Here is a 20,439-nt window from a genome sequence, read left to right on the forward strand (position 1 = left end):
GAAGCGGTGTATTAATGCTGCATCTTTAATTCAACTTATCTAAAAAAGATTTTATTTAAAAAGCATTTTCAGTAAAAAGCCTTTGAGTCCGAGTTTATAAGGAACAGGAAGTTCGAGGTAATTGCATGATAATGTTTGCATCGCCTTTGATGCTTGGCCATTTGGATAAGCCAGCGTAAAAGGGACCTGCTTTTTGACGGCGCTCGGCACTTGCGCATCGCTCGGGATGTAGCCAAGGGTGCCAATTTGTTTGTTCAGGAATTGCTCTGTGACTTTTTTGAAATTTTCAGCTGTTTGCGTGCCTTCTTTATCGCTGGTGCATTGGTTGATGACTAATTTAATATGGACATTTTCGTCTTTTGCATGGACCATTTTCACCACCGAATAAGCGTCGGTGATTGAAGTCGGTTCTGGCGTTGTCACCAAAATGACGTCATCCGCCGCTAAGATAAAGCGCAGGTTCTCGTATGAAAGTCCAGCACCGGTATCCAGAATGATGTAGTCCACATGGCCTTGGATTTGGCTCAGTTCATCAAAAAATTTCGTCATTTTGGCTTCATCCAACCGGAACATTTCGTCGAAGCCGGTGCCGCCTGAGATGAATTGAAGGCCATTCGGCCCTTCTTCGATGATGTCCCAGATGGATAAATCCTTTTCAATCATCGTCGCAATGGATTCTTGCGGTGAACGGCCGAGCAGGACATCGATATTGGCGAAGCCAAGGTCGACATCGAAAATCAGCACTTTTTTGTTTTGCTGGACGAGACTAAGTGCGAAATTCAAAGCGAAATTGGATTTCCCGACTCCGCCTTTGCCGCTTGTAACGGCAATGACGCGTGTTGGCCGTTTGTCTTTCTTCGCTTTTTTCTGGGTCACTTTTTCTCTCAATAATTTAGCTTGATCAATCATTTTTCATCTTCCCCTAATACGAAGTCTGCGATTAATTCGGGCGTAACTGTGAAGATATCATCTGGAACACTCTGTCCGTTGGCAATGTAGCGGATCGGGATGGAATAATGATGGATCAAGTTCAAAATGGCGCCGGATGAACTCGTTTCATCCATTTTGGTCAATAACAGCTCATCCATGACAATCGTCTGGAAGTTATCAACGATCTTTTTCATATCTTCGTATTTGGAAGTCAGGCTCAGGACCAGATTGATCTGGACTTTGTTTTTATCGCTCAGCAAAGCTTCCAGCTCTTCGATGTACTGTTTCTGCTGATAGTTTCTGCCCGCCGTATCCATTAGCACAATGTCGCAGTCGCTCAGCACTTCCATGGCATGCGTCAACTCAGAAGCGGATTCCACCACTTCAATCGGGATATTTAAAATGCCGGCATAGGTTTTCAGCTGTTCCACTGCGGCAATCCGGTAAGTATCCGACGTAATCAGGCCGACTTTCTTATCTTCACGCAGCATGAAATCAGCTGCGATTTTTGCAATCGTCGTCGTCTTCCCAACCCCTGTCGGTCCGATAAAACAAATGATTTCCGGATTTTTATCCACCGGTGCCGGCTGATGAGAAGCGATCAACTCAATGATTTCCTTCCGGGCGAAGCTGCGGATCTCCCTTTCGGACATTTTCGGATCCTGTTCGAGTTCCGTGATCAGCTTTGCATAGAGCTCAGACTGGATCTCTTTGGAAATGCCTTGCTCCATCAATTGCTTATTCAACCCTTTTAAGGCCACAGGCAGCCGGTCTTCTTCCATGACCTGCAGCATGAATTGTTTGATGCCTTTGATTTCGCTCATCAGCTCTTCAGCCATCGCATCATTCTTCTCGACAGCTTCTCGCTGTTGGAAAGGGATAACCGTTGCCTGCTGAGATTTTGCGGTCGTTGCCGGCTGTTTTTGCTTCGGTTTCGCTTCAACTTTTGCCTTCGTCTTTTCCGGCGCTTTCGTTTCCACGGCCGCAATCACTTCCAGCTTTTCAGTTTTGAAAAAGCCGAGGAAGCCGCCGGTTTTCACTTTTTTCGTATTCAAGATCAAGGCATCAGTGCCAAGGTCCTTCTTTATCATCGGAATCGCTTCCGTCACACTATTGACGATGTATGTTTTCAATCTCATAGTCCACTAACCGCCCCACTCGAAATATTCACTGCTCCAACACTTTGAATTTCAATGTCCGGTTCCAGTTCGTTATAGGAGAGAACGGGAAGGTCCGGCGCAAAACGCTCGATAAATTGACGCATGTACATGCGGGTTGCAGGCGACGTCAGCAGAATCGGCTGGACGCCGGTTTGCTGCAGCTGGCCCGCTTGTTCAGAAATGTTTTGGAAAATCACCTGTGATGTTTCCGGATCAATGGATAAATAATTCCCTTGGTCTGAACGGTGCACCGACTCTGCAAATTTCTTCTCCAAGCTCGCGCCAGCGGTAATCACTTGCAGCGGCTGCCCTGGCGTTGCGTATTGCAGTGTGATTTGGCGCGATAGCGCTTGGCGCACATATTCCGTCAAGACATCCGGATCTTTTGAATAGGCTGCATAGTCTGCCAAAGTTTCTAAAATCATTAACATATTGCGGATCGAAACTTTCTCTTTCAAGAGCTTCATGAGCACTTTTTGCACTTCGCCAAGCGCCATCAAATTCGGAATCAATTCTTCGACCACGGCCGGTGAATTTTCACGGACGTTTTCGATCAACGCCTTCACTTCCTGGCGTCCGACTAATTCGTGGGCATGGCGCTTGATCACTTCTGTCAAATGGGTCGACACGACAGAAGGCGGGTCGACGATGGCATAACCGGACATTTCCGCTTCCTCTTTCATTTCTTCATTGACCCATAGCGCCGGCATACCAAATGCCGGTTCCACTGTTTCGATGCCGATGATGCTGTCATCGTCCACTCCTGGGCTCATCGCCAAATAATGGTCAAGCATGATTTGCCCCGAAGCGACGCGGTTGCCTTTGATTTTAATGACGTATTCGTTCGGCTGAAGCTGAATGTTATCGCGAATGCGGATGACCGGCACGACAATTCCAAGTTCCATCGCACATTGGCGGCGGATCATAATGACCCGGTCCAGCAAGTCCCCGCCCTGGTTTTTATCCGCAATCGGAATCAAGCCGTAGCCGAATTCGAATTCGATGGCATCGACATGCAATAAATCGATGACACTTTCCGGTTTCTTCAGTTCTTCCGCTTCCGGGCTGCCGATGTTCGCTTCTTTCTCGACTTTCTCTTCTTTTTTCAGATTGCTCTGCATGCGGAATGCACCAAAAGCAACGACTGCTGCGACCGGCAAGATCAGCATCGGGCTGATCGGCGTGAAGACAGCAAGCAAAGTCAAAGTTCCGGCTACAATATAAAGCAATTTTGGATACGCGAATAATTGCTTTGTAATATCCGTTCCCAAGTTGCCATCAGAAACGGCACGAGTGACCACAATACCGGCAGCTGTCGAAATCAGCAGCGCCGGAATTTGGCTGACTAGCCCGTCTCCAATGGATAGAAGTGCAAACAAATTAGCTGCTTCGCCAATCGGCAGGCCATGGACCATTACTCCGATCGCCAAGCCGCCCACGATATTAATTACCGTAATGATAATGCCGGCAATGGCGTCTCCTTTAACGAATTTGCTGGCACCGTCCATGGCACCATAGAAATCCGCTTCCTGGCTGACTTTCTCCCGGCGCTTTTTTGCTTCCTGGTCGGAAATCATTCCGGCGCCAAGATCGGCATCGATGCTCATCTGCTTCCCTGGCATCGAATCGAGTGTGAAACGGGCTGCCACTTCAGCAACACGTTCCGAACCTTTGGTAATAACCAAAAACTGAATGATGACAAGAATCAAGAACACCAGAATTCCGATAATGGCACTGCCGCCAACAACGAATGAACCGAATGTCTCAATCACTTCTCCGCCTGTTTGATTGGTTAAAATCGAACGGGTTGTGGATACGTTCAATCCAAGGCGGAATAAAGTAGTCAACAGGAGCAAGGTCGGGAAAATCGAGAATTCCAGCGCTTCCTTTGTGTTCATTGCTACTAAAATGATGGTCAACGCAATACTGATATTGACCATGATCAATACATCTAACAGGAGAGTCGGAAGAGGAATCACCATCATGACGACAATCATGATGACTGCAACCAAGATGGCATAATCTTTAATTTTCACGCGTTCTCCTCCTCACTCTTTATAATTGGATTGATTGTTTTCGCTATTGTCACGGATACTCCGCAAAACAACTACGCTTTCCTATGGGCTTGCGCCGAAGCGGCATATAAAAGCTGATTCTACTTAGCTAATCTTTCCTTTTAACCGGTATATATATGCTAAAACTTCTGCGACCGCGAGGAACAAGTCTTCCGGGACCGGGTCCCCTACATCCACTTGTGCATATAATGCGCGGGCGAGCGGTTTGTTTTCCATAATCACAACGCCAAATTCTTTCGCTTTTTCTTTGAGTTTCAGTGCCAAGTGGTCTTTCCCCATGGCAATGACAGTCGGCGCGGCCATTGTTTCCGCGTCGTACTTGATCGCGATGGCGTAATGCGTCGGGTTGACGATCAGCACATCGGCAGATGGAAGATCCTGAATCATGCGGTTCATGCTCATTGAACGCTGCTTTTCTTTGATCTTTTGTTTGATCAAAGGGTCCCCATCGGATTTTTTGTATTCGTCTTTGATGTCCTGTTTCGACATCTTGATGCCTTTTTCGAATTCGTATTTTTGGTACATATAGTCAAATACCGCGAGGATCAATAAAATAATGGCAGCTACAAGCGCCATTTTAATCGTTAATTTGCCGACGAAACTCAGCGAATAGCTGAGGCTTTTCTGCGACAACAGGAACAGCTCATCTTTTTCTCCCCACAGCACGCTGAATGCGGCGTAGCCGATAATCGCAATCTTGGCGAGCGATTTTGCCAGCTCGACAAGCGCACGGACTGCAAAGATTTTTTTTGCGCCTTGGATCGGGTTTAACCGGTTCAATTGGGCTTTTAGCGGTTCGGTCGTAAACATCGCGCCTACTTGGACAAAGTTGCCCAGGATGCCGAAAACGATCGCGACTCCCATAATCGGCGCCATCAAAAGCATGGCATCGAACGTCATTTGTTCAAACAAGGTGCGGACATTTTTGGGCGTCCATTCCCAGCCGATATACTGGGTGAAGTTGACCCGATAGATCGCCAAGATCCGGTCCAGCATCCAGCCCCCGAGAAAACTCAGCAGCAGAATGCCGCCGATCATAATCAGCGCCGCGGGCAATTCCTGGCTTTTGGCCACTTGCCCTTTCCGCTTGGATTCCTGCCGTTTCTGAGGCGTTGCTTTTTCTGTTTTTTCGCCTGAGAAAAACTGCAGGTCCAAGGTCAATCTCCGTGCCATCTATGCTCCCCCTATTAAGCGGGTCAACTCCGCCATGCTTTCCACGAGCTCTCCAAACAACATCTGCAGCAAATAAAAGAAAAAGGGCATTGAAAACATCAATAACACAAAGCCCACTAAAATTTTCACCGGAAAACCGACGGCAAAGATGTTTAATTGCGGAACGGTTTTCGCTAAAATCCCGAGTGCCACATCCACTAAAAACAAGGCTCCGACAATCGGCAAAGAAATTTGCAGCGCAACCATAAACATTTTGACGAAAAGATCCGATATAAACTTTGCAACGTCTTCAAACTTGATATCGAAAGACAAAGATTCAACCGGAATCATCTGCAGGCTCTGCATGACGCCGTCGAGCATCAAGTGATGTCCGTTGACCGTCAGCAGGAACAGCAAGGCAAGAATGTATTTAAAACGTCCGATAATCGGCACTTGCGACCCTGTCTGCGGATCCATGACGCTCGCCATCGCAAAACCCATCTGAAAATCGATGAAAGCTCCCGCAATCTGTACGGTATACAGCACCAGTGCTGCGGTAAATCCGAGTGCGATGCCGATGCCGAATTCCTTGATGACTATCATGATATAATAGCCGTCCAGCGCAAGCGTCTCCTCAATCGGCAATGCGGACAATGCCAGAAATGAAAGAAAAGCGGCAATCCCTAATTTGAATTGCGTCGGCACGCCGCGCTGCGAAAACAGCGGCGCTACGATAAAGAAACTGCTGATGCGGACTAAAATTAACAGGAAATACGGCAATGCTTGAAGAATTTCTTCCATACCCATCCCCTACCCGATCATTTGCGGAAGCTGCTGGAACAGATCTCTGGTGAAATCCAAAAGCAGCGTCAGCATCCACGGCCCGAAGATGATGATCGACAAGAACACGGCCAAAATTTTCGGAATAAATGCCAGCGTCTGTTCCTGGATTTGCGTCATCGCCTGGAAAATGCTGACCAGCAAGCCAACGCCAAGCGCAATCAAAAGCAACGGGGCAGAAATGATCAGGATCATATAAATCGATTGTTCCGCAAGTTTAATTACTACATCTGGTGTCATCGTGTTCTTCCCTTCGCTAGAAGCTGACCAGCAAGGATTCGATGATCAAATACCAGCCGTCAACTAAGACAAATAATAAGATTTTAAACGGCAATGAAATCATTACCGGCGGAAGCATCATCATCCCCATCGCCATCAGTGTACTGGCTACGACCATATCGATGATCAAAAATGGGATAAAAATAACGAATCCGATTTGGAACGCCGTCTTCAATTCGCTGATGGCAAACGCCGGAACCAAAGAGGTCAGCGGGATTTCTGAAATGCTGTCGGGTTTTTCAAGATTGGCATATTTAAAAAACAAAGCAAGATCTTTCTCGCGCGTATGCTCTGCCATGAAGGTCTTAATCGGAAGCAATGCACCGTCTAATGCTTCTTCCTGGCTCACTTCACCGGATAAATACGGCTGAAGCGCCGTTTCGTTTATTTCCGTGAAGACTGGAGCCATGACGAAAAAAGTTAGGAACAAAGCGAGCCCGACCAATACTTGGTTCGGCGGCATGGACTGGGTGCCGAGCCCTGTTCGGACAAACGACAACACGATGATGATGCGCGCAAAACTGGTCATCAAAATGAGGATTGCCGGCGCCAGCGACAAAATTGTCAAAAGCGCAAAAAGCTGGAGCGTCGTCCCGACATCTTCCGGCGCATCACTGCCGCCGAGGTCAATGCCGGGAATATTTATGAACGAAAGAATATCTAGCATCATCGTGAATTACCTTCTTTATCATCATCGCTCTCCGAAAAGCTTTGGGCGAACTGCTGCTGTTTCTCTTTTTGCTTGTTCAAACTTTGTTTGAATAAGTTTTCAAAGCCGCGGTCGGACTGCATTTCAATTTCGGCCGGTTCCGCCGTTTTGCCAAAGAGTTTCCCGGACAGTTTGAATTTCGGATTCGAGAAGAGGGCCGGCTGTTTCTCCAAATCTTTTTCGATCGAGCCGACTTCCATTTCATCCGTGAATTCTTTGATCAGTGTGACTTCGTCGCCGACACCGATCATGTAGATTTTGCCGCCGACTTTGACAAGCTGCAGCGATTTGTTATTTCCGAGCGGTGTCCCGCCCATCAATTTCACAGCCTGGTTCGGCTGCAGTTTCTGCTGGCGGACTGCCAGGAATTTAATCAATCCGTAAATCAGCACGACGATCAACGCCGTAAAGAAAAAGAGTTTGGCAATAATCGATGCAAAGCTTGGCTTTTCCACCGGTTCTGCCGCCACGGTTTCAGCCGGCTGTTCTGCATCGCCATCTTCTTCCAACCAGTCCGTGACGTTTGTATCTGCCGCTGCATAAGCTGCCGACGGCGTAAACCAAGCAAAAAGAGATAAGAAAAAGACGGCCATTAAGACATAAAAGATTTTTTTCTGGTTCAAACTCGATGTTCTCCTTGCTTCAAGCATTAGCGCAATTTAGAAATGCGGTCTGCTGTACTTAGAATGTCAGTGACGCGGACGCCGAAGTTTTCATCGATGACGACCACTTCTCCTACCGCAATCAATTTATTATTGATCAAAATGTCAACCGGCTCTCCCGCCAGCTTATCCAGTTCAATGATGGAACCGTGGGAAACACTCAGGATTTCTTTGACCATCCGTTTTGTACGCCCAAGTTCCACTGTCACTTGGAGCGGAATATCCAACAGCATGTTCAAATTATTCGGCTCAGATTGAACGGAGGCTGTTTCGTCAAAACTTGAAAACTGCACCGATTGGATAGTCGGTTCTTCGTTCGTCCGTCTTAGCTTGCTTGTCGACTGCGTTTGGTTGTTCGGTTCATATTGCATCTGCTGTGGCTCCTCTTCGTACGCTTCCTCTGCATCATTCGTTAAAATCCCCACTAATTGCTTTGCCAGCGGCACCGGGATGCAAAGATGGAAATCCGCTTGGTCTGTGGTGCCGATTTTCACTTGGAAGCCCGCTTCAACGAACCATTCTTCCTGGGTGAATTTTGACACCGGAAAATCTTTTTGCTTCTCCACAACGTCCATGCCGGACAAGGAATAGGAAATTTCCTGTTCAAGCACCGCTTCCATAGATTGGGTCACTGAAGCAAACATCGCTGTGATCATTTCCTGGAGCATCTGAAACTGTTTTTCCATATCGACCGCTTCAGTTTCTGCATCCATCGCTTTTGCCATCATGTGGACATCATTTTTATTGACTGAAAGAATTTGGATGCCTTTAGCGCTTCCCGTATATTCCCCAAGCACAACGAAGAAAGGAGCGGCAGTCGCCGATAGTAAATCGTCTTTTCGTTTAATGGAGATGGTAGGCGTGCTCACTTTCGCTTGTTCGTTGAACAGCGTGGAAAGCACTGTGGATGAACCGCCGAGTGAAACCGCCAGCAGTTCCGTTAAGGCTTCTTTTTCAACTTGCATTAATGTATTTGTGGACATCGGTTTTCCCTCCGCTCCTTGGCCAAGCAGGCCATTGATTTCATCTGGAGACAATTTCTCAGTTGTCATTCACTTCTTCTCCTTCTCCGTAAACCGCAGTGACTTGTACGGCTGTCCGGCCTTTTGAAACACCGGGCTGCGCAAAGAATTTCTGTTTTTCATCGACCATTACGACAACCGGATCGTCGTAAGCTTCGTCCAGCCGAATCACATCGCCGACTTTCAAATTCAGGAAATCCCCGACTTCAATCATCGACTGCCCAAGAACAGCCCGGACTTCCATTTGGGTGTTCTGCACTTTCTTTTCAAGCGCAACTGCTTCATGGCTTTCGATTGCTTTTTTCTGATTGGCCAGCCAGTGGCGCGCTGATAATTTCGGCAAGACCTGTTCCAAGACGACATGCGGCAGGCAAATATTGAGCATGCCGTCGACATCCCCGATTTTCGCATGCAAGGAAACCAGAATTACGGTTTCATTTGGCGGGGAAGTGGTCAGAAATTGCGGATTCACTTCAATTTCCTTCAGTTCCGCATTTAATTTCACGACGGAAGACCAGGCTTCCTGGAAGCTGTTTAATGCATTGATGAAGACCCGTTCGATGACGCTCAATTCAATTTCAGTCAGATCGCTCGGCTCCGGGGCAATATCGCCTTGGCCGCCAAGCATTCTGTCGAGCATGATATAAGTGACATCCGGAGAAAATTCCATCAGCATGCTGCCCTGGAGCGGCGCAGCTTTGAAAACGCCCAGCACCGATTTCTTCTGCACATTGCGGATGAATTCCTCATAAGAGAATTGTTCAACCGACGTAACGGAAATCTGTACGTAGCTCCGCAATAAAGTCGATAAATACGAAGTCAAGAGCCGTGCATAGTTTTCGTGGATCCGCGTCAATGTCCGGATCTGGTCTTGCGAGAAGCGCAGTGCTTTTTTGAAATCGTAAGTCTGCACTTTCCGTTTTTTCATCTCCACTTTCGGCTGCGGCGCTTCTGCTTTAATGGTCGCAAGCAGCGCTTCAATGTTTTCATCCGTCAATAGATTTTCCACCGTTGTCCCTCCCTTCATTCATCCCAATTTGGATTTTGCAGACTTGGCAGAAGGTTGATCTTCTGATAGTAAGCCGTCACTTTGTCGATGACTTCATCCACGGATTCCAGCACATGGATTTTCTTGCCCGAAAGCATCGTCACCACGGTATCCGGAATCGTTTCGACCCGTTCGATGTAAATCGCATTCAGCGTAAACGGCGTCCGGTTCAGTTTTGTCAATTTGATCATATCAGCAGCTGAGAAGGGGCATCCCCTTCCTCAGCCTGTCCCTCCCAAATTAGCGTTTCAAGTTAACGACTTCTTGAAGAATTTCGTCAGAAGTGGTGATGGTCCGTGAGTTTGCCTGGAATCCGCGCTGCGCCACGATCATTTCCGTAAACTCTTCCGTAAGGTCAACGTTTGACATTTCAAGCATGCCAGTGCCTAGTTGTGTGTTAGCATTTCCAACTGTCTGCACAGCAGTAGATCCGCCAGAAGCGTTTGTGATTTCATATAGCGAACCGCCGACTTTACTCAACCCTGAAGGATTTGGCGGATTAGAAATCCCGATGTTTGCGATCACGGTTTCAGCGCCAGCTGCGGTTTTCGCCCGTACTTCACCTTGGCCGTTGATCGTGAATGAATCGTATGTTTGCGGGTCAATAGTAATCGGCCCGTTCGTTCCGACTACTTGATAGCCTTGCGGGTTAACAAGTTGGCCTGTGCTGTTTAACACAAAGTTGCCGGCACGTGTCAAAAATCTGTTCGCTGCATTATCTGGATCCTGAACTACAAAAAATCCATCTCCCATAATCGATAAATCCGTACCAACACCCGTTGTCATTGAAGAGCCCGGTGTATGGATCGTATTGATCGCAGCCGTCATTGACCCCAACCCAACTTGCATCGGGTTCACGCCGCTGCCTGATAAGTTCTGGCTAAGCAAGTCCTGGAAGTTGATTGTGCTTTTCTTGTAGCCGATTGTGTTGACGTTAGCGATGTTGTTGCCGATCACATCTAATTTTGTCTGGAAGCCTTTCATACCTGAAACACCTGAATACATTGAACGCAACATGTGATTTTCCCCTTTCGAGTACCGGCTGGATCAGACGGTCTCCTGTTCATTTTTTAGGTCCGTGGCTTGTTCGATGCGTTGGATAGAACCGATTGGCAGTTTGGCCTCAAGGTTTTGAAGTTCAAACACCACTTCGCCGTTTTTCATCGATACGGCCTTGATGATGCCTTCCCCTGAAGTCGATTCTCCGTTTTCGGTTTGCTCATAAGAAACTTTCTTGCCGATCAGATCGGCGTAATCGCTTAAGGACGAGTTGCCTTGGCCGCCGACGAATTTGGTCATCGTCGTGTTCAGGTTCGTCAATTGCTCGAGGCTGCTGAACTGCGCCATCTGGCCAATAAATTCGGTATCTTTCAACGGCTCCAGCGGGTTCTGGTTTTTCATCTGAGTGACCAGGATCCGCAGGAAAGCATCTTTGCCAAGCGCATTGTTCGGTTCGCTTGCTTTTGCTGCCGCTGTTGTTTGGGTGCTGACTGAAGTTGAATTAGCTACATTCATAGGAACGCTCCTTTCTCCGGTTAGATTGTGTAGTCGACTTTCATCATTGAACCGTCCGGAGTAAAGCTGCGGCTTGCTGCGGCTGCCACTTCCTCTTCAATTCGCTGATAACCGTTTTTTCCGTTCGGCGCGCCTTGCTTTTGCTGCTGGTTGAATCGCTGTTCCGGGTTCGCCGTTTGCTGGCCGAACGATTGCTCTGAACTTTGCTGCGTGATTTCAATGCGGTCGAGATTGACGCCTTGCTGAAGCATCGTATGGCGCAGTTGGTTCAGCTGCATTTCAATCGCTTCTTTCGCCACCAAACTGCTCGTGAAAATCTGGGCGGCCACTTTGCCGTCAACGGTCGTCAGCCGGATGTCCAGATGTCCGAGATGTTCCGGGAAAATGCTCACTTTGATCTGGGCGTTTTCACCAGTGCCGCTCAAGCGCATCGATCCGCGAAGCAGTCCGCTTAAGTCCTCCACTAAATTGGCCATGCGCACTACGGGTGTTTCTGCCCGAGGTGCCGGTTGAACAGCTTGTGCTTTTGCACTTTCAATCGGAGCTGCAGGAGCTTCTGTTTGCGGAGCCGACTCTACTGAAAAATTCTCTATTTCTAAGGCTTGAAAAACAGAGGGTGTTTGAGCCATTCGTCCAGCTTCAGCTAGCGGCGGCTTAGCCGCTTCTGCAGGTAGGCCTCGGGCTTCAACATCCAGATTTAATTGAGACAATTGTTTCATCACTTGCTCTATTTTTTCAGATTGCTGCGAAGCGGTCGCTTTTCCCGTCACCGCTTCTGCGTCTTCGAGTTCTTGTACCATTTGAGTCAGCTGTTTCATTGCTTGTTCAAGTTGTTCAGGGTCTGCTGAAAGATTTTCAGCTTCCACCCCCATAAATTCTCTAGGCATATCGAACTCTGTAATATCGTTATTCATCAGTTGCTGGAGTTTTTGTTGAATCTCCTGCAACAAAACCGATGTGGTTTGTTGGGCTCCTGCTGGTGCAGCGGAGACAACTTCTGGACTTGTCGGTTTTGCTTGAATCAAATTCTGTTCGTCCAGGTTTGTTTCAAGCTGTGTCACTTGAAGGGATAGAAGCTGCATGATGGCAGCCAGCATTTCTTGCTGCTCAGGAGACAAGTCCTCTGCGGGCAAATCCTGAAGAGCCTTCAAGATTTCTTCCAGCTGCGCTTGGATTTCCGTCGTCGGTTCAGCGCCTGTTTCCGTTGTTTCGGCAGAAGCAGAAGCCAGAAGCTGAGAAAAAGCGCCAAGTTCTGCAGCCATTCCTTCGGTTTTCGTTTTAGAAGCTTTTGCGGTCTGGTTGACCGGTGGTTGAAAAGATACCTTCAAGGCGTCGATCGGATTCACCCTCTTTCAGCGATATTGGATTGGGATGTGCGGTAGAAACGTGTACTGGCCATTTCATCGAAGAAATTCTGCTCGATGATTTTATTTTGTTCATGGAACTGATCGGCTTTATGCTGTTTCAAATTGTCCCAAGTTTTTTCTTCTTGCGCTTTTTCCTGCAAATGATTCTGGGATCTGGACACATTATTCTGCAGCCGCTCCAGTTCACGGTTGGAGGAAAGCAATTGTTCTTGAAGCTGATGGATGTAATTGACAAGCATGCGAAGTTCGGAAATGTTGACGCCGTCTTCTTGCTTTTCTTTCTTCATATGCTCGGCTTCTGCAAGCTTTTGGTAAATGATTGCATTGCGTTCGTATCCTGCTTCTTGTTGTTTGATGGCATCGGCCATTTGGATTTGTGCAAACCCTTTTTCATTTCCTTTTAAATCAAGGATCTTTTGAAATCGAAAGTTGAATTGCGTCACGTTTTAACTCCTCCAAATTGTTCGGTTAACCGTTCAACACTTTCTTCCAGCTTGGCTTTTTCGTAGATATCCTGCTGCAGGAATTCACGGATCAGCGGATAGGAACGGATCGCATCATCTATTTCTTTATTGGCGCCGCTTTTGTAAGCGCCGATATTGATCAGGTCTTCAGAGGATTCATAGGCGGCAAGCAGGCGCTTGAATTCCACTGAAGCTTTGTTGTGTTCTTTTGTTGCCACTTCATGCATGACGCGGCTGACACTCGACATGATATTGATCGCCGGGAACTGCCCTTTTTGTGCAATTTTCCGGTCGAGCACAATGTGGCCGTCGAGAATCCCGCGGACGGCATCCGCAATCGGTTCGTTCATGTCGTCGCCGTCAACGAGGACGGTATAGAAAGCGGTGATCGATCCTTTGCTTGAAGTTCCGGACCGTTCCAGCAGCTTCGGCAGCAGCGCAAACACTGAAGGCGTATAACCTTTGCTCGTTGGCGGCTCCCCTACGGCAAGGCCGACTTCGCGCTGCGCCATTGCAAAACGCGTGACCGAGTCCATCATCAGCATGACGTTTTTGCCTTGGTCCCGGAAATACTCTGCAATCGCCGTCGCAGTCAGCGCTCCTTTGATGCGCTGAAGCGGTGTCTGATCGGACGTCGCCGCGACGACAACGGATTTCTTCAAGCCTTCAGGGCCGAGGTCGCGTTCAATAAAATCCCGGACTTCGCGTCCCCGCTCGCCGATCAACGCAATGACGTTGATGTCCGCTTCGGTATTTCGTGCGATCATTCCGAGCAAGGTGCTTTTCCCGACGCCGCTTCCGGCAAATACGCCGATGCGCTGGCCTTGTCCGACTGTCAAGAGTCCGTCAATGGCACGGACACCGACTTCCAATGATTTGGTGATGCGCGGCCGCTTTAGCGGATTCGGCGGCATATTGTTCGTCGAGTATTTCGTCAAGCCTGCCGGCAATGTGCTTTCATCGAGCGGTTTGCCGGTGCCGTCCAGGATTTTCCCGAGAATGGAGGGCCCTACTTTAATCTGCAGCGGAACTCCCGTTGCGACGACCAAACAGCCCGGGCCTACTTGTGAAAGGTCCTGAAGCGGCATCAATAGAATCTTATTTTCTTTAAAGCCGACCACTTCCGCTTCGATTGGCCGCTCGTAATGGTTCGGATAGAGAAGGCAAAGTTCACCGATTTTCGCATAGGGCCCTTTCGATTCAATCGTAAGTCCGATGACTTGAATCACTTTGCCGTGCTTTTTCACCGGTTCGATTTCTTCTAACAGCTCCAGGTACTCATCTGTGCGTTGGTTCATGGTTTGTCTGCTCCTCACTGTAAGCGAGTAATTGGCGTTTGATTTCTTCGAGCTGCCCGCTGACTGTGACGTCATAAGAGCCGCTCGCTGTATGGATCATGCAGCCGCCTTTTGAAAGATTGGCGACCGGAATTAATTTTAATTCGGAATCTCCGCGAATATAGGTTTTAAGTTCGTCGAAGAAGGGTAATAACACCGGGTAGTCTTCTAAAGCGACTTGCATCACGACATCTTCCGACTCTTCAAGATGCTTCAGTGCAAGCTGGACGATGTTCACCAATTGATCATCATGCTGTTTAAGTTCCTTTTTGAGAATTTTTTCAGCAATCCGGACACTCATTGATAACAGGAACGGTTCAGCCTGCTTAACGATTTTCGCTTTTTCTTCATAAGCTTGTTCGATCAATTCCTGCATATACAACCGTTTTTCCCGGTATTCTTCTTCGGCTTGAGCCATGCCGGCATCAAAACCCGATTGAAAACCTTGCTCTGCCGCTTGTTCAGCTAACTGTTTCGCTTCGATTTCAGCTTGTTCGCGCTGCGAATCACGCCAGTTGGCCATTTCAAGCTGTGCTTGTTCCTGGTCAAGATGGAGTTGATTCCGCAAGTTTTCCTGCTGCACTTTCAGCGATTCAATTTCCTGCAATAAATTCTGTTTTTGTTGCACGGGGTCCAATTCTGGGACCTCTATTTGAAATGCCTTGTTTTCGATCTTTTTTGTTTGAATAATTTTCTTTTCCAGTTTGGAAGACGGATAGGATCGAATGATATTAGACAATCATTTCCTCCCCTTCTCCGCGGGCTACTGTAATTTCACCTTTTTCTTCTAAGCTGCGAACCAATGAAACAATGTTCGTTTGGGCATTTTCTACGTCTTTCAGCTTGATCGGGCCCATCGTGTCGATTTCTTCTTTGATGCTGTCTGCCCGGCGCGTCGAGATGTTGCGGTAGATGCCTTCTTTCACATCTTCGTTCGCCACTTTCAATGCATACACCAGATCGATATCCTGCACTTCGCGGATAATGCGCTGAATGGTGCGTGTATCGAGAAGCACAATGTCTTCAAAGACAAACATGCGTTTCTTGATTTCTTCGACCAATTCCGGAGATTCCATTTCGAGTTCGGTCAGAATCGCTTTTTCCGTCCCACGGTCCACTTTGCTCAATACTTTGACGATGGCTTCTACGCCGCCAGTCGACGTATAGTCTTGTGAACCCGTAGCTGAAAGCTTGCGTTCTAAAATCTGCTCCACTTGGTGGATCACTTCCGGAGAAGTGCTTTCCATCATCGCAATTCGTTTTGCCACTTCTGCTTGCTTAGCAGGCGGCAATTGCGAAAGAATTTGCGAAGCTTGTTTCGGATCCAAGTAAGATAGGACCAATGCGATTGTCTGTGCATGTTCATGCTGCAAAACCGTCAAGATCTGATTCGGATCTGCTTTTCTGGCGAAGCTGAACGGCTTCACTTCCAAACGGCTCGTCAAACGGCCGATGGTCTCCAACGCTTTATCTTTCCCCAGCGCTTTTTCCAGAATATCCCTCGCGTAATCCAATCCGCCTTCATTCATGAAATCCTGTCCTAGAATCATGCCGTAAAATTCATTGAGCACTTGTTCCGTCTGGCTGTTTTTCAACTGCCGCACATTTGAAATTTCCAACGTCAATTGGTCGATTTCCGCCTCCGTCAACTGTTTGAATATCTCAACAGATACTTCCGGCCCTAATCCCACCAGTAAAACGGCTACTTTCTGGACGCCGCTTAATCCTTTTGTCCGTTTAGACATGCGCCATTCTCCTATTCATCTGCCATCCATGAGCGCAGCAATTTCGCGAAATCTTCCGGGCGTTCTTTAGCCAGTTTCTCAATTGTCTTACGCTTCGGATTTGATTTTGAGCCCAGTTCCGACAAATCGATCTCTTCGATTTCGTTGATGCCGCCACCGTCGTCTAGACTCATCGGCTGTTCGAACATATCGAAATCAAGATCCACATCCTCATAGTCATCCACTTTTCTTCTGCGTTTCACTAACACGACGATCAAGACGATGATCAATAATCCCATCGCTCCGGCAATCCCTAACAGAACGCCATCCGGGATTTTGCTCCACCAGGAAGTGACCACCGGTGTTTCCACGATCGGTTCCGGCTTTCCTTGGAATTCTGTAGCAAATACGGAAATGCGGTCATCCAGATCCTCTTCGCTGACTTCCGTGCCGTTCATGCTAAGTGCTGTCGCTACTGTGTTTTTCAATAAATTGCTGATGTCATCGATATTTTCCTGGGTTAAACTTGCTACGTTCTGTGGATTGGGAGGTTCAACTCCCACATTCACGGTCAAATCATCAATCACATAAGGGCTTGCTTCGATCTGCCGGTTGATGCGATTGACTTCCCGGTTGATGCGCTCCTCTGTTTTTTCAGATTCGCTCGTATTGCCTTCCCCCGCTGCCGGGTAGTTGGCAATTTCCGTGTCCCCGGTTCCCGTAATGGCTTCGACCGCCGCACCTTCGCTTGAATACGATTCAACAATTCGTTCGACGCTTAAATCGATGCCTTCACCGGTTTCGGTATTGACCGGCTCCACCAGATTTTCTTCGCGCTTTTCTTTTGTAAAATCGACACTCGCCATAACTGATACGACCACTTTGTCCTGCCCTAGCGTCATTCCAAGCATTTGCTGCAATTCACGCTGAATGTCTTTTTCAATATCTTTTTTAATTTCTCTTTGCTGTTGATAGACCGATAAAGTGGTATTGATCTCGCCTTCTTCGACGGCCTCAAAAACTTGTCCATTTTGGTTCATGATGACTACTTCTTCTGCCGGCAAGCTCGGTACACTTTTGCTGATCAAATGATACAGCCCGTTGACTTGTCTCTGGTCTAATTGGAAGCCCGGATCTCCTTGAATGACAACCGAAGCGGTAGCCACCTGCTCATCTTCCGTAATCCAGATATTTTCTTTTGGCAGTGTAATCATGACATTGGCTTCCGTTACACCATCAATTTGCTTAATCAAATTCGCCAGCTCATTTTGCATGGCATCGCGTTCGACCACGTCAAAATGGCGGTCCGTCATTCCCAACCCCATATTTTCACTGAAAATACTGTAGTTGACGTTTCCGCTCTCTGGAATGCCGTCCGCCGCTAAACTTACTTTTAAGTTAGCGACTTGTTCTGCCGGAACGCTGATCGTTTTGCTGTCCGCCGAAACTTCGACGGGAATTCCCTGGCCTTCAATGGCGGCTTTAATTTCGCCTGCTTCTGAAGCCGACAGGTCCGAATACAGCACCGCGTAGTCGGTCTTGGAATTCATGAACACAAAAACGGAAATCAGCACAATTGTTGCAAAAAACGATCCCGCCACCGTCCACTTGATCGTCGGAGATAAATTGCCCCAGGATTCCTGAGCCTTGTTTTTATAACCGGTTAGTTTTTCTTTCATGAATCATACATCCCTCTTCTTTGCGCTAAGAATCATAATTGCATTCTCATCACTTCTTGGTAGGCTTCCACTACTTTGTTGCGAACCTGTACCGTCAGTTGCAAAGAAAGACTGGCTTTCTGGGCAGCGACCATGACTTGCGAAACATCCTCCACTTCGCCGGTTACGAGCTGCTGCGTCAATTTGTCGGATGTGTTTTGAAGCTTATTCACTTCTTCTAGTTGCTTTTTAAAAATTTCGCTAAAGCCTTCTGTTTTGTTTTCAGTTTGGGGTTTTGCGATTGATTGGTTTTGAATAATTGGGGTTTGGATCTGACTTATTTTTTCCATCATAGCCTCCATAACGATGTGATAAATTTATTTTCCGATTTCCAATGCCTTCATGAACATGCTTTTCGAAGCGTTCATGGCCGTGACGTTCGCTTCATACGAACGAGTAGCAGACATAAGGTCGACCATTTCTTTGATCGGGTCTACATTCGGTGATTGGACATAACCATTTTCATCCGCATCAGCATTGGTTGGATCGTAAGTTTGGACGAAAGGGGTTTGGTCTTCTTCAATTTTGGAAACGGCGACGCCGGAGACTTGAGAGTTCCCTTTGCTCATTGCCGATTGAAGTTGTTGTTGAAAAGGCGAGATGCCGCTTTGGGACAATTGAACTGATTTGCGGCGGTAAGGAACCCATTCCCCGTTCACCAATTCTGCTCTCGTCGTATTTGCGTTTGCAATATTCGAAGACACGACATCCATCCGCAAACGGTTTGCCGTTAAACCTGAAGCACTAATGTTCAATCCGTTAAACAAGCTCATTTTACTTACCTACCTCCGTTAATAACAGTGCTTAAAGTGCTAAATTTCCCACCAATTCGCTCTGTCAGTGCATTATAATGTAGTTGATTTTTCGCTAATTCCGCCATTTCATAGTCCATATCTACGTTATTGCCGTTCGGGCTATAAGAAGTGGAATTATTTTCCTTTATCCCGGGAGTAGCATTCAAAGCCCCTCCACTAAATTCGATATGTTTTGCATCGGTTTTGTAGCTAGTCATTTTTTGGTTGGCTGCTGCATTATTCAAGATCGATTGAAAATCCACTTGCTTGCTTTTGTAGTTCGGGGTATCGACATTCGCGATATTTGCTGCATGGACTTTTTGCTTTAATGCCGATGCAGACAAGGCTTGTTCCAGTGTTTGAAACGATTGAGGAAAGATATTCATCGTTCGACTCCTTTTTCCATCATAATTTTTCATATAAAAATCCACCCTTAATAAAAGGTGGATTTATAAAAAACCTACCATCTTTCGGCAACCCGGCTACCTTGTATCTAAAATATTTAGGCCCGTGGCTTTGCGTCCTTTTCTTTCGAGAAAGTTTGCCATTGTCGACATGATACGACTATTTTACTTATGAGACTCGATAATTAGTACCATTTTCAAAAAATTGTACTAAATTATAGTATCACGTTTTTTTATTTTTGTATATTTTTCACTTAAAAATTTTTTTGTACTATTTTTTCCATATTCGTGTATATTTTTGCCCCAGTCATATGGTATGCTAACGCGGTAATATTCTATCATTTATTTGCGAAAGGAAGAATCGCTTATGTTCCGTGGTTTGTATACAGCCACCTCAGGGATGCTTGCCCATAATCGGCAGCAGCAAATCCTGACAAATAATTTAGCGAACGCCAATACTCCGGGCTTTAAACAGGATCAAACCGTTTTGCGTGCATTTCCGGAACAGTTGATCCAAGCGATGGAAGCCGGAAAAGTTTCAGCGAATGGCGTAAAAAGCCCATCCGTCCTGACTCCGATCGGCCAGATGAATACAGGCGTATATGCTCAAGAAGGAATTCCTTCTTTTGTCCAAGGCGCTTTAAAAGATACAGGCAACAACACGGACTTTTCGCTCATGGATGAAGGACTTCCGGTAAACCCGGAAACTCAGCAAAAAGGTTCGCTCGTTTTTGCGGTTCAAGGAGATAACGGCCAAGTCCGCTATACGAAAAATGGCCAGTTTTCCGTTGGTACGGATGGATTCTTGAAAACGGCTAATGGCAATAACGTCCTCGGCCAAAACCTTCAGCCGATTCCAGTCGGCTCGACAGATTTCACCGTAGCCGACAATGGCCAAATTACTTTGGCAAATGGAGATGTGACCAATAGCCTATGGATTGGGTACACCGAAAATCCACAGCAATTTGTTAAAGAAGGCCATGATTTATTCCGCTGGGAAGGGGCTCCGAATGCTGCTCCGCAGAATGTGGAAACCGTCGCTTTGCTGAATAATTCCGGATCGTTCGTCAAGCAAGGGTTCATCGAGCAGTCGAATGTCGACCTTACGCAGACGATGACCGAGATGATGGCCACCTACCGCGGCTTTGAAACAAATCAAAAAGTGCTGCAGGCGTATGACCGCAGCATGGAAAAAGCAGTCAATGAAATTGGCCGCGTTTAATCTGGAGGTCCTTAACC

General features: G+C 47.2%; 23 protein-coding genes and 1 riboswitch. Of the genes, 1 reads left to right on the forward strand and 22 read right to left on the reverse strand.

The window, feature by feature from the left end; translation table 11 throughout:
- Nucleotides 1-51: 51 nt before the first annotated feature.
- From BN1080_RS16130 to flgB, 22 genes are all read right to left on the reverse strand, one after another.
- A complete protein-coding gene (locus BN1080_RS16130; RefSeq protein WP_052653840.1) occupies nt 52-909 on the reverse strand; it encodes a MinD/ParA family protein in 858 nt (285 codons plus the stop codon).
- Nucleotides 906-2,069 (reverse strand): flagellar biosynthesis GTPase FlhF, encoded by a 1,164-nt coding sequence (flhF, locus tag BN1080_RS16135; protein ID WP_052653843.1) that lies wholly within the window; start codon nt 2,067-2,069, stop codon nt 906-908. Before flhF ends, BN1080_RS16130 begins: the two co-directional genes overlap by 4 nt.
- Nucleotides 2,066-4,126: a flagellar biosynthesis protein FlhA gene (gene flhA / locus BN1080_RS16140; protein WP_052653846.1), complete on the reverse strand. Its 2,061-nt coding sequence runs from the start codon at nt 4,124-4,126 to the stop codon at nt 2,066-2,068. The genes flhF and flhA overlap by 4 nt, the downstream gene beginning before the upstream one ends.
- A 123-nt stretch (nt 4,127-4,249) precedes the next feature.
- Complete coding sequence (gene flhB / locus BN1080_RS16145; protein WP_052653849.1) at nt 4,250-5,338, reverse strand: flagellar biosynthesis protein FlhB; 1,089 nt, start codon at nt 5,336-5,338, stop codon at nt 4,250-4,252.
- Entirely contained in the window at nt 5,339-6,118 is a 780-nt protein-coding gene (gene fliR / locus BN1080_RS16150) for a flagellar biosynthetic protein FliR (RefSeq protein ID WP_052653852.1), read from the reverse strand.
- 9 nt (nt 6,119-6,127) lie between these two features.
- The gene (gene fliQ / locus BN1080_RS16155) at nt 6,128-6,397 is read right to left on the reverse strand and encodes a flagellar biosynthesis protein FliQ (protein WP_052653855.1); all 270 of its coding nucleotides are present in this window, start codon (nt 6,395-6,397) and stop codon (nt 6,128-6,130) included.
- Between the two features lie 16 nt (nt 6,398-6,413).
- The gene (gene fliP / locus BN1080_RS16160) at nt 6,414-7,106 is read right to left on the reverse strand and encodes a flagellar type III secretion system pore protein FliP (protein WP_052653858.1); all 693 of its coding nucleotides are present in this window, start codon (nt 7,104-7,106) and stop codon (nt 6,414-6,416) included.
- On the reverse strand, nt 7,103-7,768 hold the full coding sequence (locus BN1080_RS16165) for a flagellar biosynthetic protein FliO (protein WP_052653861.1): 666 nt from the start codon (nt 7,766-7,768) through the stop codon (nt 7,103-7,105). The genes fliP and BN1080_RS16165 overlap by 4 nt, the downstream gene beginning before the upstream one ends.
- Nucleotides 7,769-7,794: 26 nt before the next feature.
- Complete coding sequence (gene fliY, locus BN1080_RS16170) at nt 7,795-8,859, reverse strand: flagellar motor switch phosphatase FliY (RefSeq protein WP_052653864.1); 1,065 nt, start codon at nt 8,857-8,859, stop codon at nt 7,795-7,797.
- Nucleotides 8,849-9,838: a flagellar motor switch protein FliM gene (fliM, locus tag BN1080_RS16175; protein ID WP_052653867.1), complete on the reverse strand. Its 990-nt coding sequence runs from the start codon at nt 9,836-9,838 to the stop codon at nt 8,849-8,851. The genes fliY and fliM overlap by 11 nt, the downstream gene beginning before the upstream one ends.
- A 14-nt stretch (nt 9,839-9,852) precedes the next feature.
- On the reverse strand, nt 9,853-10,068 hold the full coding sequence (locus tag BN1080_RS16180; RefSeq protein ID WP_052653870.1) for a flagellar FlbD family protein: 216 nt from the start codon (nt 10,066-10,068) through the stop codon (nt 9,853-9,855).
- Between the two features lie 49 nt (nt 10,069-10,117).
- A complete protein-coding gene (flgF, locus tag BN1080_RS16185) occupies nt 10,118-10,894 on the reverse strand; it encodes a flagellar basal-body rod protein FlgF (protein ID WP_052653873.1) in 777 nt (258 codons plus the stop codon).
- Nucleotides 10,895-10,924: 30 nt separating this feature from the next.
- Entirely contained in the window at nt 10,925-11,392 is a 468-nt protein-coding gene (flgD, locus tag BN1080_RS16190) for a flagellar hook assembly protein FlgD (protein WP_052653876.1), read from the reverse strand.
- Nucleotides 11,393-11,412: 20 nt separating this feature from the next.
- Entirely contained in the window at nt 11,413-12,738 is a 1,326-nt protein-coding gene (locus BN1080_RS16195; RefSeq protein ID WP_052653879.1) for a flagellar hook-length control protein FliK, read from the reverse strand.
- A complete protein-coding gene (gene fliJ / locus BN1080_RS16200; protein ID WP_052653882.1) occupies nt 12,735-13,202 on the reverse strand; it encodes a flagellar export protein FliJ in 468 nt (155 codons plus the stop codon). Before fliJ ends, BN1080_RS16195 begins: the two co-directional genes overlap by 4 nt.
- Nucleotides 13,199-14,521 (reverse strand): flagellar protein export ATPase FliI, encoded by a 1,323-nt coding sequence (gene fliI, locus BN1080_RS16205; protein WP_052653885.1) that lies wholly within the window; start codon nt 14,519-14,521, stop codon nt 13,199-13,201. Before fliI ends, fliJ begins: the two co-directional genes overlap by 4 nt.
- Nucleotides 14,502-15,299, reverse strand: a complete 798-nt coding sequence (locus tag BN1080_RS16210) for a FliH/SctL family protein (RefSeq protein ID WP_052653888.1) — start codon at nt 15,297-15,299, stop codon at nt 14,502-14,504. The genes fliI and BN1080_RS16210 overlap by 20 nt, the downstream gene beginning before the upstream one ends.
- Entirely contained in the window at nt 15,292-16,305 is a 1,014-nt protein-coding gene (gene fliG / locus BN1080_RS16215; protein WP_052653891.1) for a flagellar motor switch protein FliG, read from the reverse strand. The genes BN1080_RS16210 and fliG overlap by 8 nt, the downstream gene beginning before the upstream one ends.
- A gap of 11 nt (nt 16,306-16,316) precedes the next feature.
- Complete coding sequence (gene fliF, locus BN1080_RS16220; RefSeq protein WP_052653894.1) at nt 16,317-17,963, reverse strand: flagellar basal-body MS-ring/collar protein FliF; 1,647 nt, start codon at nt 17,961-17,963, stop codon at nt 16,317-16,319.
- A 32-nt stretch (nt 17,964-17,995) separates the two neighbouring features.
- Nucleotides 17,996-18,292: a flagellar hook-basal body complex protein FliE gene (gene fliE, locus BN1080_RS16225; RefSeq protein WP_052653897.1), complete on the reverse strand. Its 297-nt coding sequence runs from the start codon at nt 18,290-18,292 to the stop codon at nt 17,996-17,998.
- Between the two features lie 27 nt (nt 18,293-18,319).
- A complete protein-coding gene (flgC, locus tag BN1080_RS16230) occupies nt 18,320-18,775 on the reverse strand; it encodes a flagellar basal body rod protein FlgC (RefSeq protein WP_052653900.1) in 456 nt (151 codons plus the stop codon).
- Nucleotides 18,776-18,780: 5 nt separating this feature from the next.
- Nucleotides 18,781-19,182, reverse strand: coding sequence for a flagellar basal body rod protein FlgB (flgB, locus tag BN1080_RS16235; protein ID WP_052653903.1), 402 nt, complete (start codon nt 19,180-19,182; stop codon nt 18,781-18,783).
- Nucleotides 19,183-19,265: 83 nt separating this feature from the next.
- Nucleotides 19,266-19,352: riboswitch (cyclic di-GMP riboswitch) on the reverse strand.
- Nucleotides 19,353-19,567: 215 nt separating this feature from the next.
- Here flgB and BN1080_RS16240 point away from each other — a divergent pair.
- The gene (locus BN1080_RS16240; RefSeq protein WP_052653906.1) at nt 19,568-20,422 is read left to right on the forward strand and encodes a flagellar hook-basal body protein; all 855 of its coding nucleotides are present in this window, start codon (nt 19,568-19,570) and stop codon (nt 20,420-20,422) included.
- Nucleotides 20,423-20,439 lie beyond the last annotated feature (17 nt).

It is taken from the genome of Planococcus massiliensis (assembly GCF_000821325.1).
Taxonomy (GTDB): domain Bacteria; phylum Bacillota; class Bacilli; order Bacillales_A; family Planococcaceae; genus Planococcus; species Planococcus ruber.

Coding starts and splice junctions, on each gene's coding strand:
- BN1080_RS16130 (WP_052653840.1), bottom strand. CDS start 909: ATGATTGATCAAGCTAAATTATTGAGAGAAAAAGTGACCCAGAAAAAA.
- flhF (WP_052653843.1), bottom strand. CDS start 2,069: ATGAGATTGAAAACATACATCGTCAATAGTGTGACGGAAGCGATTCCG.
- flhB (WP_052653849.1), bottom strand. CDS start 5,338: ATGGCACGGAGATTGACCTTGGACCTGCAGTTTTTCTCAGGCGAAAAA.
- fliR (WP_052653852.1), bottom strand. CDS start 6,118: ATGGAAGAAATTCTTCAAGCATTGCCGTATTTCCTGTTAATTTTAGTC.
- fliQ (WP_052653855.1), bottom strand. CDS start 6,397: ATGACACCAGATGTAGTAATTAAACTTGCGGAACAATCGATTTATATG.
- fliP (WP_052653858.1), bottom strand. CDS start 7,106: ATGATGCTAGATATTCTTTCGTTCATAAATATTCCCGGCATTGACCTC.
- fliY (WP_052653864.1), bottom strand. CDS start 8,859: ATGACAACTGAGAAATTGTCTCCAGATGAAATCAATGGCCTGCTTGGC.
- BN1080_RS16180 (WP_052653870.1), bottom strand. CDS start 10,068: ATGATCAAATTGACAAAACTGAACCGGACGCCGTTTACGCTGAATGCG.
- flgF (WP_052653873.1), bottom strand. CDS start 10,894: ATGTTGCGTTCAATGTATTCAGGTGTTTCAGGTATGAAAGGCTTCCAG.
- flgD (WP_052653876.1), bottom strand. CDS start 11,392: ATGAATGTAGCTAATTCAACTTCAGTCAGCACCCAAACAACAGCGGCA.
- fliI (WP_052653885.1), bottom strand. CDS start 14,521: ATGAACCAACGCACAGATGAGTACCTGGAGCTGTTAGAAGAAATCGAA.
- fliG (WP_052653891.1), bottom strand. CDS start 16,305: ATGTCTAAACGGACAAAAGGATTAAGCGGCGTCCAGAAAGTAGCCGTT.
- fliF (WP_052653894.1), bottom strand. CDS start 17,963: ATGAAAGAAAAACTAACCGGTTATAAAAACAAGGCTCAGGAATCCTGG.
- fliE (WP_052653897.1), bottom strand. CDS start 18,292: ATGGAAAAAATAAGTCAGATCCAAACCCCAATTATTCAAAACCAATCA.
- flgC (WP_052653900.1), bottom strand. CDS start 18,775: ATGAGCTTGTTTAACGGATTGAACATTAGTGCTTCAGGTTTAACGGCA.
- flgB (WP_052653903.1), bottom strand. CDS start 19,182: ATGAATATCTTTCCTCAATCGTTTCAAACACTGGAACAAGCCTTGTCT.
- BN1080_RS16240 (WP_052653906.1), top strand. CDS start 19,568: ATGTTCCGTGGTTTGTATACAGCCACCTCAGGGATGCTTGCCCATAAT.